The organism is Psychrobacter sp. YP14 (assembly GCF_003209315.1).
GTDB classification, from domain to species: domain Bacteria; phylum Pseudomonadota; class Gammaproteobacteria; order Pseudomonadales; family Moraxellaceae; genus Psychrobacter; species Psychrobacter raelei.
The window spans coordinates 2,365,099-2,378,876 of the sequence record NZ_CP029789.1 but is presented as its reverse complement, the minus strand read 5'-3'; the positions used below and the strand labels follow the sequence as shown (position 1 = coordinate 2,378,876).

Genomic DNA, 13,778 nt, shown 5'->3' with positions numbered 1-13,778 from the left:
CAAGACTATCGCCTAGTGGCATAATTAAACTGTATTGATCTTAATTAATCCCTTTAAATTTATCAGAAAATGGAGAAATCCCATGGCACTATCTAGAGAAGATGTGTTAAACGCAATCGCTGAAATGTCAGTAATGGATATCGTTGAACTAATCAGCGAAATGGAAGAAAAATTCGGCGTAACAGCTGCTGCTGCTGTTGCTGCTGCACCTGCTGCTGCTGCTGGTGGCGCTGCTGCTGCTGAAGAAAAAGACGAGTTTGACGTAATTCTTGCAAGCTTCGGCGACAAGAAAGTTGGCGTAATTAAAGCCGTACGTGAAGCAACTGGCCTTGGCTTGAAAGAAGCTAAAGAACTAGTTGAAGGCGCTCCAGCTCCAATCAAAGAAGGCGCTAACAAAGTAGAAGCAGAAGAGCTTAAGAAAAAGCTTGAAGAAGCTGGCGCTACTGTAGAACTTAAATAATAGATTTTTATCTGTTATGAGTTTGGTTAAGCAGGGATCAAACCCTACTTAACCACGAAGCCAACAATGTACTATGCATTGTTGGCTTTTTTTATCGAGCACTTTAGGGGTTGTGTTTGGGAATGAGGTATTGTATAATCTCGCACTTGACCTTTTGTATTAGCCTAAATGGTTGGCAAGCGTCACGTTAATATCTTATTTATTTTCAGCTTAACGAACGTTTAGCGATTAATACAGACCAAGGGACAGACAATTTGCATGTTTAAAACATCGTTAGCTTCTATCCTTTTTATTTAGACCTAGGTACGCTCGTGCTTGGGGTTTTTTTGCATCTGTCATTTGGCTTCTTTTAACCTAATTTAACCACATTTTTTGTATCAATTACTATAATAACCATTGGCTATTAACGTTTGTAATGGGTTTGGCGGCGTCGACACTCAAATAATGAGTCAAAACGTCATGATTGTTATGCACAACAGGCATTTATCAAAGGTCATTCTCACTGTTTCAATCTGATGATTCCTATTTAGAATTTGGGTCTTTTAGTTAATTACTGATCGCTTAATTTTTAAAAATGAATCATTTTTATTTTACTGTCTACTGTAAGGACTCTCGATGGCATATTCCTATACTGAAAAAAAACGTATTCGCAAAAGTTTTGCCGAGTTGCCACATGTAATGGATATTCCCTATCTGTTGGCAATTCAAGTGGATTCCTATGAGCAATTTTTGCAGGAAAATAAAAAGCCTAAAGCGCGTGAGAATACAGGCCTACAAGCTGCATTTTCATCTATTTTCCCAATCGAAAGTAATTCAAACAACGCCGAACTACAATTTGTTGAGTACTACTTAGGTGCACCAGAGTTCGATGAGCGCGAGTGTATTTCTCGTGGTTCTACTTTTGCAGCACCCTTACGTGTCAAAATCCGTCTGGTTATCAAAGACAAAGATAGCAAAGACAAAAATAGCAAGGCTGCTATTAAAGACATCCGTGAGCAAAATGTATATATGGGTGAAATCCCATTAATGACCGATAACGGTACCTTTATTATTAATGGTACTGAGCGTGTTATCGTGTCGCAATTACACCGTTCACCTGGTGTGTTCTTCGACCACGATAAAGGTAAGTCACACTCAAGTGGTAAGGTGCTTTATAACGCCCGTATCATTCCTTACCGTGGTTCATGGTTAGATTTCGAGTTTGATGCTAAAGATTTAGTATTCGCTCGTATTGACCGCCGTCGTAAATTGCTAGGCACTATCATTCTACGTGCTCTAGGCATGGACACTAATGAGATCCTAGATACCTTCTTTGAAAAAGTATCGGTTTATAAAGGCGAAGAGCAATTTGAAATTGACCTAGTTGCAGATCGCCTACGTGGTGAAATGGCTCAGTTCGATATCGTATCACCAGACGGTGAAGTGTTGGTTGAGCAAGGCAAACGTATCAATGCGCGCCGTATTCGTCAAATCGAACAGTCTGGTATGAAAAAACTGGCTGTGCCTGATGAGTACCTATATGAGCGTATTCTTGCCGAAGATATCGTTGTCAATGATGAAGTGATTGCAAAAGCAAACACCCTAATTGACCATGAGTTATTGGTTAAGCTAAGTGCCTTTGAAGCCAGTGAATCAATCAAAGAATTCAAGATTTTATTCACCAACGACATCGATCATGGTGCGTATATCGCTGATACCTTACGTGCAGACAGCACCGGTAGCCGCGAAGAAGCATTAATCGAAATCTATAAAGTGATGCGTCCAGGTGAGCCACCAACGATTGATACTGCTGAGAAGTTGTTTGAGAGCATGTTCTTCAACGCCGATCGTTACGACTTATCTAACGTTGGCCGTATGAAGTTCAACCGCCGTTTAGGTCGTGAGTTTGTTAATAGTGATGATCCAGATGTTAAACGTGAGCAGAGCGTATTAACCAAAGAAGACATCATTGATGTGTTAAAAGAGCTTATCAATATCCGTAACGGTATTGGTGAAGTGGATGATATTGACCACTTAGGTAACCGTCGTATTCGCTCTGTTGGTGAAATGGCTGAGAACCAATTCCGTGTTGGTCTAGTGCGTGTTGAGCGTGCGGTGAAAGAGCGTTTAAGCTCTGCTGAATCTGATAATTTGTCACCACAAGATTTGATCAACTCAAAACCTGTTGCGGCTGCGGTAAAAGAGTTCTTTGGTTCAAGCCAGTTGTCTCAGTTCATGGACCAAAACAACCCGCTATCAGAGATTACTCACAAGCGTCGTATCTCAGCATTAGGCCCAGGTGGTCTAACTCGTGAGCGTGCAGGCTTTGAGGTTCGTGACGTACACAATACTCACTATGGTCGTGTGTGTCCTATTGAAACGCCTGAAGGTCCAAACATTGGTCTAATCAACTCATTAGCCACCTTTGCTAAGACCAACGAATTTGGTTTCTTAGAAACCCCTTATCGTAAAGTAGTAGATGGTAAAGTTACTGACGATATCGAGTACCTATCAGCTATCGAAGAAGTCGGCACGGTTATCGCTCAGGCTGACTCTGAATTGGATGAAAACGGCGTACTGGCTGAAGAGATGGTAATGGTACGTAGCGGTGGTGAATCGGTACGTATGCCAAGTGATAAAGTGACGCATATGGATGTATCACCTAGTCAGGTTGTCTCTGTTGCAGCAAGCTTAATTCCATTCCTAGAGCATGATGATGCTAACCGCGCCTTGATGGGTTCGAACATGCAACGTCAGGCTGTTCCTACCTTACGTGCTGATAAGCCGTTAGTAGGTACCGGTATGGAGCGTCACGTAGCTCGCGACTCAGGTGTGTGTGTTATCGCTCGCCGTGGTGGTGTGATTGAAGACGTTGATGCGTCACGTATCGTGGTTCGTGTTAATGAAGATGAGATGCAAGCGGGTGAAGCGGGTATCGATATCTATAACTTAATCAAATACACCCGTTCTAACCAGAACACCTGTATTAACCAGCGCATCATTGTTAACCAAGGTGACGAAATCGCTGGTGGTGACATCCTAGCTGATGGTCCATCAACTGACTTAGGTGAGTTGGCTCTAGGTCAGAACATGCGTGTGGCCTTTATGCCATGGAACGGTTATAACTTCGAAGACTCGATTTTATTATCAGAGCGTGTGGTGAAAGAAGACCGTTTCACAACCATCCACATTCAAGAATTAACCTGTGTGGCGCGTGACACAAAACTAGGCACTGAAGAAATCACTGCCGATATTCCAAACGTGGGTGAAGCCGCGCTATCTGCTCTTGATGAGTCAGGTATCGTTTATATCGGTGCTGAAGTAGATGCAGGCGATATCTTAGTTGGTAAAGTAACGCCAAAAGGTGAGACACAATTAACGCCAGAAGAGAAGCTACTAAGAGCCATCTTCGGTGAAAAAGCAGCAGACGTTAAAGACACCTCTTTACGTGTGCCAACCTCTACCAAAGGTACGGTTATCGATGTTCAAGTCTTTACCCGTGATGGCGTAGAAAAAGATGCTCGTGCAAAATCAATCGAGAAGTCGCAGCTGGACAACTACCGCAAAGACTTAAAAGAAGAGCTACGTATTTTTGAAGAAGCCGCACGTAGCCGTATCAGCCACTTATTAGATGGTCAGGCCATCAGTGGTGGTGCAGGTCTTAAGTCAGGTACAGTACTGGCTGAGTCTGAGCTACTAGAAATGTCTTTAGAAACGTTATTAGACATTCAGCCTGTTGAAGAAGAAATCGCTGAGCGTTTGACTCAAATTCAAGAGTTCTTGGTCGATAAGCAAAAAGACATCGATACCAAGTTCGCTGAGAAAAAACGCAAGCTGACTGCTGGTGATGACTTAGCACACGGTGTACAAAAAATCGTTAAGGTTTACCTAGCGGTGAAACGTCGCATCCAGCCAGGTGATAAGATGGCCGGTCGTCATGGTAACAAGGGTGTGGTATCTCGCATCATGCCGGTTGAAGACATGCCTTATGATGAAAACGGTAATCCAGTTGATATCGTACTAAACCCACTGGGTGTACCTTCTCGTATGAATATCGGTCAGGTACTTGAGACTCACTTAGGTATGGCAGCTAAAGGTCTTGGTGACAAGATTAACGGCATGATCAAAGCGCAAGCGGCAGTCACTGAGCTACGTGAATTCTTAGACAAGATTTACAACAAAGTAGGCGGTGAACAAGTTGATTTAGACAGCTTGAGCGATGATGATATCCGTGCATTGGCTCAAAACCTACGTGATGGTGTGCCTATGGGTACCGCTGTATTTGATGGCGCCCGTGAGGTTCAAATTGACGAGCTACTAGAGCTTGCCGGTTACCCAAGCTCAGGTCAGCAGACTTTGTATGATGGCCGTACTGGTCAGAAGTTTGACCGTCCTGTGACGGTGGGCTACATGTACATGCTGAAACTAAACCACTTAGTAGATGACAAGATGCATGCCCGTTCGACCGGTTCATACTCATTAGTAACACAGCAGCCATTAGGCGGTAAAGCACAGTTTGGTGGTCAGCGTTTCGGTGAGATGGAAGTTTGGGCACTAGAAGCATATGGCGCAACTTACACGTTGCAAGAGATGCTAACAGTGAAATCGGATGATGTTGAAGGTCGTACGCGTATGTATAAGAACATCGTCGATGGTGAGCAGTACATGGACCCAGGCATGCCTGAATCGTTCAACGTATTGACCAAAGAGATTAAGTCACTGGGTATTAATATTGAGCTAAAAGAAAGCAACTAGTGTTGAATCGGGTAGATGCAGAACATTTTGTTAAATGGTTTGCATCTACTGCGTTAGTCGTTCCCTTAAACTCAGCCTAATTCATTGCCTTCAAACGGTAGCTTAGGGTCATTATTCAAATTATTAATTTGACCCAGATACTGTGAACACATATAACGGAGAAGCAACTTGAAAGATTTACTCGATATTATGAAAAGCCCTGCCGACAACGGCAAACGTGAATTTGATAGCATTCAGATTACATTGGCAGCTCCCGAGACTATTAAATCATGGTCACATGGTGAAGTAAAAAAACCAGAAACCATTAACTACCGTACCTTTAAGCCTGAGCGTGATGGTCTATTCTGTGCCAAAATCTTTGGTCCAGTAAAAGACTTTGAATGTTTATGTGGTAAGTACAAGCGCCGCAAATTCCAAGGCGTAATCTGTGAAAAATGTGGCGTAGAAGTGACCACTGCCAAAGTTCGTCGTGACCGCATGGGCCACATCGATCTTGCCAGCCCTGTTGCGCACATTTGGTTCTTAAAGTCATTACCAAGCCGCATCGGTTTATTACTTGATATGACACTACGTGATATCGAGCGCGTATTGTATTTTGAAAGCTATGTGGTAACCGATCCTGGCATGACGTCTTTAGAGAAGTATCAGCTTCTTGATGATGAAGACTACTACAAAGCATTAGAAGAATTTGGTGATGAGTTCATCGCTAAAATGGGTGCTGAAGCGGTTCAAGACCTGTTAAAAGATATCGATATCGATTTAGAAATTGATGATCTACGTGAAGCGATTCCAAATACTGGTTCTGAAACCAAGCTTAAAAAGATGTCTAAGCGTCTAAAATTATTAGAAGCTTTCCGTGACTCTAATAACAAGCCTGAGTGGATGGTTATGAGCATTTTGCCCGTACTACCACCAGATTTACGTCCTCTAGTACCGCTAGAAGGCGGCCGTTTTGCGACCTCAGATCTAAACGACTTATATCGCCGTGTGATTAACCGTAACAACCGTTTAAAGCGTCTATTAGAGCTTAACGCCCCTGACATTATCGTACGTAACGAAAAACGTATGCTACAAGAGTCAGTGGATGCGCTACTTGATAACGGTCGTCGTGGCCGTGCCATCACGGGCAGCAACAAGCGTCCATTGAAATCGCTTGCTGACATGATTAAAGGTAAGCAAGGTCGTTTCCGTCAAAACTTACTAGGTAAGCGTGTTGACTACTCTGGCCGTTCGGTGATTGTTGTTGGTCCAACACTGCGTCTACATCAGTGTGGTCTGCCTAAGAAAATGGCACTTGAGCTATTCAAGCCATTTACTTACTCAAAACTATTGTCACACGGCATGGCAACAACCATCAAACAAGCGAAGAAGATGGTAGAGCGTGAAGAGCCACAAGTTTGGGATATGCTGGCCATGGTTATCCGTGAGCATCCAGTATTACTAAACCGTGCGCCAACGCTACACAGATTGGGTCTTCAAGCATTTGAGCCTGTACTAATTGAAGGTAAAGCCATTCAGCTGCATCCGCTGGTATGTACCGCGTTTAACGCTGACTTCGACGGTGACCAAATGGCAGTACACGTGCCATTGACTCTAGAAGCACAGCTAGAAGCCCGTACGTTGATGATGTCAACCAACAACATTCTATCACCTGCTAACGGTGATCCGATTATTGTGCCATCACAAGACGTTGTACTGGGTCTGTACTACATCAGCCGTTCAGCAGTTAAGGCTAAAGGCGAAGGCATGATCTTTGCGACCGTTAACGAAGCATTACGCGCTATTGGTTCAAACGACCTACATGTAAACGCCAAAATTAAAGTACGTGTGACTGAGACCATCTTTGATGAAGAGGGTAACTCGACCAAACAAACCACGCTGCAAGAAACTGTGGCCGGTCGTCTACTTATCTGGAATGTCATGCCAAAAGGTATGCGTTTTGCTGAGTGTAACGTTGAGATGACTAAGAAAAACATCTCAAAACTAATGAACTCTTGCTACCGTACGCGCGGCGTGAAAGAAAGTGTTATCTTCGCTGACCAATTAATGTACCTAGGTTTTGCTCAAGCAACCCTATCAGGTGTGTCTATTGGTATCGAGGATATGGTTATCCCGCCAATGAAAAAAGAGCTTATCGAAGCGGCTGATGCTGAAGTTCGTGAAATCGAACAACAGTTTGAGCAAGGTTTCGTAACCGCTGGTGAGCGCTACAACAAAGTTGTCGATATCTGGTCACGTACCAACGACAAAGTGGCTAAAGCGATGATGGATAACTTGGCGACTGATATCGTTATCAACGCACAAGGTGAAGAAGAAGAGCAAAAATCATTCAACTCTATCTTCATCATGTCAGACTCTGGTGCTCGTGGTAGTGCAGCGCAGATTCGTCAGTTGGCCGGTATGCGTGGTCTAATGGCTAAGCCAGATGGCTCTATTATTGAAACCCCGATTAAGGCCAACTTCCGTGAAGGTCTATCGGTTCTTCAGTACTTCATCTCGACCCACGGTGCGCGTAAAGGTCTTGCCGATACGGCACTTAAGACAGCCAACTCGGGTTACTTGACTCGTCGTTTGGTTGACGTGGCGCAAGATTTGGTAATCACTGAGAACGATTGTGGTACCGAAAAAGGCGTTCGCATGACACCACACATTCAAGGCGGTGAAATCATTGAGAAACTAGGTGACCGTGTTCTAGGTCGTGTGGTTGCTCGTGATGTGATGAGCCGTGAAGATGAGGTGTTATTAGCCGCAGGTACGCTGATTGATGAGCATGGCGTAACGGTTATTGATGACAATGGTATCGATGAAGTATGGGTACGCTCAGTTATTACTTGTGATGTACCACACGGTGTGTGTGCTCAGTGTTATGGCCGTGACTTGGCACGTGGTCACAAAGTGAATATTGGTGAGTCTGTGGGTGTTATGGCGGCTCAGTCAATCGGTGAGCCAGGTACTCAGTTAACCATGCGTACGTTCCACGTGGGTGGTGCCGCAAGTTCTACTTCAGTAGACAATAGCATCTCTGCCCGCAACACAGGTTTCATCCGCTTCCATAACATGAAGACGGTGGACCACGTGGATGGTCACTTAGTTATCGTATCGCGTTCAGCTGAAATCGGTATTGCTGATGATGTTGGCCGTGAGCGTGAGCGCTATAAAGTTCCTTATGGTTCAAGCGTACTGGTGAAAGACGGTGATGAAGTTGAAAGCGGACAAGCGATTGCTAAATGGGATCCGCACACGCACCCAATTATCACAGAATTCGCGGGTAAGGCACGTTTCAGCGACATTATCGATGGCTCAACTGCCACCGTTAAGATTGATGAAGCAACCGGTATGAGCTCGTTTGAAATCTTGGGTTCAAAAGACCGTCCAAGTAACTCAAAAGACTTACGTCCAGCGATTATTCTAGATACTACGGGCGGTAAAGAAGTGGTTTACTTCTTACCTGCTGAGACCATTATCCGTGTTTCTGATGGCGAAGAAGTGACAGCAGGTTCGGTATTAGGCCGTGTACCACAAGCCACGTCAGGTACCAAAGATATTACCGGTGGTCTACCACGTGTTGCTGACTTGTTCGAAGCACGTCGTCCGAAAGATCATGCCATCATGGCAGAGATGTCAGGTGTGGTAAGCTTCGGCTCATCAACTAAAGGTAAGAACCGCTTCATCATCACTAATGAAGATGGCGAAGTACATGAAGAGCTGATTCCAAAATGGCGCCAAATCAACGTGTTCGAGAACGAAACCGTTGCCCGTGGTGAAGTTATTGCAGATGGCCCATTAAATCCGCATGACATCTTGCGTCTACAAGGCGAAACTGCGCTGGCTAACTACATTGTGGATGAAGTACAGGATGTATACCGCTTGCAGGGCGTTAAGATCAACGATAAGCACATTGAAGTGATTATCCGTCAGATGTTGCGTAAAGTAGAAATTACTGATGCCGGTGATTCAAACTACTTCAAGGGCGATCAGGTGGAATACGCTGATGTGAAAGCCACTAACGAAAAACTGCTTGCTGAAGATAAATTCCCAGTACAGTTTGAACGTCAGTTATTGGGTATCACCAAAGCCAGCTTGGCAACTGAAAGCTTCATCTCAGCGGCTTCGTTCCAGGAAACCACACGCGTATTAACTGCTGCTGCTGTTGAGGGTAAAGTTGATGAGCTACGTGGTCTAAAAGAAAACGTGGTTGTGGGTCGTCTGATCCCAGCGGGTACAGGTCTTGCTTATCATGCGGCGCGCAAAAAAGCCAAAGAAGGCAAACCTGCTTATGATGTTGAAAGTGCTCTAGATGCCGCTTTTGATATCGAAGCCACGACCTCAGCTCAAGACTTCAGAAGCTTCGATGAAGCGTTTGCTCAAGAGTTGAGTCAAGACAAATAGGCCAAAGCTGCTATTAAATGAGCTTCAAGCATACTGTTATGAGATAAAAAAAGCTGGCGCTATGCCGGCTTTTTTTGTGCCTAAAAATTATGCTATAGTGACTTAATCCACTCAAAATATATAAACCAAGATTGATTGACTATTAATTAACCTTTATCAGTGTAAGCTAGCTTTTAGAATATTAACCAAAATGACGACTAGGTTAAGGTGTCTGTATGGTTACTGAGTTAAAATTGTGGACTGAGTTAAAGTTATGGTTAGCCTAGTGATAGGCATTGAATAAATAGATTGAATAAATAGACAGATGCTCGATAAGCTGTTGTTTGATAAATTTTTATACCCTATAGTTTTGGATAATTAGCAATTTTGATTATGTTTGATTTTATTTTGAGGCGGTTATGAAAAAAATTATATTAATAACATCCGCTGTATCCTTAGCTTTGAGTATGCCAGCTTACGCCTCAGAGACGGTGCCAGATTGTGATAGTCTAAATATCATGCTCATGTCGATGAAAGATGGCTTAGATGTTAATGCCAATTGGAAAGTTGCCAGCAGTGTGCCAAATCGCTCAAAGACCGTGAGTATGGGCGATCTGAATAAAGATGCTGATCCAAGCTTTAGCATTAGCTGTCCAGGGTTTAGCGCCACGTATGATGGCAAAGCTCTTAAAATGAAGGCAGACAGCTACAAAGGTATCACTGATCATTTATACAAACAGCTCAATCGCGGTGTGGATTTATACAATTACCGCTGGTATACCGACCCTAAAGTACGTACTGATTTTAAGGTAGACAAATATAGCTTTGACTTAGAGCGTTTACTGTTGACCGATGGCTATGTCAAGATTCCTGAGGGTAGCCGATTAGGCTCAAAACAATCATTTATTCCCAACTCGGCGGTGATTGCTTATCGTATTAATGGCAGTGAGCTAAAGCCGTTGATGCAAAACAGAGGCGTAAACAGTTATTCATCTGACTTTAAAGCGGCCAAAACCATTGATATTTACCATAAAAACCCAGACATGATAAATCGTGGATTTGGGGTTCAAAGACTGTTTATTGACAAAGAAAAGGGTGTGCTAGAGATTTATAAGAGCTATGATTTTCCGAGTAAATAATGAATCTTGAGTGCGTTTAACTGTCTGCTGCAATAGTATTTTTTATGCTACAGTTATGTTTTAAATAAGTGCCAACTGGGGATGATTATGGCAGACAAGGGCAGAGTGGCGCGCTATCAAGCAGACCGCACCAACCAAAAGTTCTATTTTTGTAGATTGGCTTGTAAACAGGCTGGAGAGACCACTGATAAGCAGCTGTATCAGGCGCACTGTGAGACTGCGATATTTCATTTGCAAGGCGCACTATTGGCCTTTTTACAAGAGTTGGCCTATTTTTATAATTTGGACACCAGTGCCCCGAGTATTGAGTATATTGAGAAGGCTCTGCACAACAAAACCTTAATATCTCCTGAGCTACAGCGTATTAAGCTGTCACTTGAGTCGGGCGTACTGGCTAATATCACTAAAGCTTATCAGCGCTGTCAGTATGCTCCGGCCCCAGACAGCACGGGTATGGACACCTCAACTCATGATTTAATCGTCAATGTGGTGACCTTGTCCAACCAGTGGCTGCCTGATGAACAGACCATTCGCGAGTGGCGAGGCGAGTTTATGAGCTTGATCGATGAGATGCGCGGCGGAATGGTGGAGTATTAGCCCGTTAACCTGCCGGCTTATTCAGCTAAATCGATCAAGTGGCGCATTATTTTGTAGTAGAGTTACTGTTATCTTTACCTTCACGGCGCTGCTTTAGCTCGGATTTAGGAATCCAGGCCCAGGTCATCTCAACAGTAATCGGGGCGCGTTCGCTATCTGATTGACGGTCTTCAATCACACAAGGAATGACCATTTCACCTTTGGCATTGTCCAATATATATTGGCGCTGCTCGTCGCTTAAAGTGGCAATGGCGGCAATTTGACCTGTCTTAATAGGGCGATAGAAATTTACCTCGTAAGATTTGACCAAGAGCACTCTATCTGACGGCAAGTTCACTCCTAATATAAACCCTGTGGCAGTCTCTGCCAATAAAGTTACTGCCACAGCGTGCACCGTGCCAATGTGGTTTTGCACGCCTTTTTTATTGTTTAAGCTGACGACCAATTTATTGGGCGTGACTGTTTCATAGACAATACCTGTGGTGCCCACATAGGGTACAATCTTACTAAAGACTTTGGTTAATACAAAAGACTGAGTGCTGTCAGGCAACCGCTGAACTGTTTTTAGGATTTTGGTAAAAGGGTTGTTCACATCTAAAGGTTGATGCGACGTCTCAGTAGCTTTTAATTGAGCACCTTGTAATGGCAGATTTAGGCGAGTGGCCGCCTTTGTGGCAACTTTGCCCGCGCTTTTGCTAAGGCTTGTGGCTTGCTGTAATAAACTTCCTAACTGACTCATAACGCGTCCTTTCATTCATCGAATGTTGTCATGATAGACAACTGTGGTGTTATACCTTGTGTTTTATTATAGCAAAGCGCTTCGCCAACTCTAGGTGACAGTCAGTTCACAAAAATAGGTTGCCGATTAAGTAATTAGCAGGACCATTGTGCTACGGCATTGAGATATGGCTTAATATACAACGCAAATACCGACATCTGATAGTGAGTGAAAGATATTTTGAATGCCCCAATAGCTGCACTGCCCACTGAGCCGACCAACGTGATTTTTACTGGCGTCGCTGGGACAGGTAAGACCTACCGTTTGCTTGAGTTACAAAAGCGCTATGATGACAGCATCGCAGTCTGCTGGGACAGTTGGCGCATACAGCAGATCAGTCATTATGGCTGGTGTGATGTGGTCTGTGCGGTACTGCTGCTCGAAGATCGGCTGATGACCGTGCCAGAGATGATGCAGCATCCGCTGATTATCGATAAGGCAGCAGCCAATAAGCGCAATGAAAACATCAATCAGACCTTATGGGTACAGCTCAACACGCACACCCATCCTGACTCAACCACAGTCAATAGCGCCCAGCGCTCAGCCAATCATTACTTCGATAAGACCGAAACGAGCCAGTGGTATTTGCTCGATGAGCTAAAACCTATTTTAACGGAGCAGCTGTCTGAGTTACTGTCGTTATATGATGACAGTGCACGCCATCATTATCATCAGACGCATACAGTTAGCCGTAGCTGCCTAGTCAGTTTCCATCAGTCTTATGGTTATGATGAATTTGTGGAAGGCATTCGGCCGCTTATCAATGCACAGACCGGTCAGATGCAATATGAGATTCAGCAAGGGGCATTCTTGGCGCTGTGTGCTAAGGCGGCAAGTGACCCTGAGCACCGTTACGCAATGCTTATCGATGAGATAAATCGGGCCAATACAGCGCAGGTGTTTGGTGAGCTTATGAGCGTGATTGAGCCGAGCAAACGTGCGGGTGGGGCAACCCCTATGAGTGTGCGTCTGGCCTACTCAGGAAGGCAGTTTATGGTGCCCAGCAACGTAGATATCTATGCCACTATGAATACCCAAGATCATTCGCTCGCTGTGCTTGATATGGCCTTTAGGCGCCGCTTTGATTTTGTCACTTGCTATTCGGATGCCAGCTTGCTTAGCGTATTAAAAGATGATGCAGGAAAAGAGGTTGATTTAGCACAAATGATGCTGAGTATAAATCAGCGATTAACCGCCTTGTGCGGTGAGCAAGCACAATTAGGGCAGTCCTATTTCATGGGTATTGATGACATACGCCAGCTTGCTAAGCGTTTGTATCGCCAGATTGTGCCACAAATCATGGCCTTTATTAGCTTACATAGAGGTGAGGCGTATCTACTACAGAGCCTACATCAGATCTTGTATGGTGATAACTCTGTGTCCTATAGCTTACTGTATCACCCAGATGCGCTCAACTATGCTGCAGATGAACCTCATGCAAGCCTCTTTGCTGCTGAGGCTTATGAGCAGCGCCATTCGGCCGAATCTGGCTTATTTGCACAAGCCTTTGTGGCGGTGGCGGAAAACCCAAGTTTAAGCCTCGAATCACAATCTATTTATCTCACAGCAGCGCCATATCAGCAGCTATACAGTGTCTCAAGTGAAGACCCCTATGACGCCCGCTAGCTGGCCAAACAAAGACAGTGTTCTCCCAAGCTTAGCACCCAGCGTCTCCAAGCAGTCTTCTGCTAACCGGCCTAGG

At 44.4% G+C, this 13,778-nt stretch carries 7 protein-coding genes; 6 read left to right on the top strand and 1 reads right to left on the bottom strand.

Annotation, left to right across the window (positions count from 1 at the left end; all coding sequences use genetic code 11):
• The first annotated feature begins 82 nt into the window (after positions 1 to 82).
• From rplL to DLE54_RS09670, 5 genes are all read left to right on the top strand, one after another.
• Positions 83 to 460, top strand: a complete 378-nt coding sequence (gene rplL, locus DLE54_RS09690; protein ID WP_110817018.1) for a 50S ribosomal protein L7/L12 — start codon at positions 83 to 85, stop codon at positions 458 to 460.
• A gap of 615 nt (positions 461 to 1,075) precedes the next feature.
• Entirely contained in the window at positions 1,076 to 5,194 is a 4,119-nt protein-coding gene (gene rpoB, locus DLE54_RS09685) for a DNA-directed RNA polymerase subunit beta (protein ID WP_110817017.1), read from the top strand.
• A gap of 168 nt (positions 5,195 to 5,362) precedes the next feature.
• Positions 5,363 to 9,583 (top strand): DNA-directed RNA polymerase subunit beta', encoded by a 4,221-nt coding sequence (gene rpoC, locus DLE54_RS09680; RefSeq protein WP_110817016.1) that lies wholly within the window; start codon positions 5,363 to 5,365, stop codon positions 9,581 to 9,583.
• 446 nt (positions 9,584 to 10,029) lie between these two features.
• Entirely contained in the window at positions 10,030 to 10,701 is a 672-nt protein-coding gene (locus DLE54_RS09675; protein WP_227535218.1) for a hypothetical protein, read from the top strand.
• Between the two features lie 87 nt (positions 10,702 to 10,788).
• On the top strand, positions 10,789 to 11,298 hold the full coding sequence (locus DLE54_RS09670) for a DUF6586 family protein (RefSeq protein ID WP_011961247.1): 510 nt from the start codon (positions 10,789 to 10,791) through the stop codon (positions 11,296 to 11,298).
• Positions 11,299 to 11,344: 46 nt separating this feature from the next.
• On the opposite strand, the gene DLE54_RS09665 is transcribed toward DLE54_RS09670, so the two are convergent.
• Positions 11,345 to 12,037 carry a DUF4442 domain-containing protein gene (locus DLE54_RS09665; RefSeq protein WP_011961246.1) on the bottom strand — a complete coding sequence of 231 codons (693 nt, stop codon included), beginning with the start codon at positions 12,035 to 12,037 and terminating at the stop codon, positions 11,345 to 11,347.
• A gap of 207 nt (positions 12,038 to 12,244) precedes the next feature.
• Here DLE54_RS09665 and DLE54_RS09660 point away from each other — a divergent pair, with 207 nt between their 5' ends.
• Positions 12,245 to 13,702, top strand: a complete 1,458-nt coding sequence (locus DLE54_RS09660) for an McrB family protein (RefSeq protein ID WP_227535216.1) — start codon at positions 12,245 to 12,247, stop codon at positions 13,700 to 13,702.
• The last annotated feature ends 76 nt before the right edge of the window (positions 13,703 to 13,778 follow it).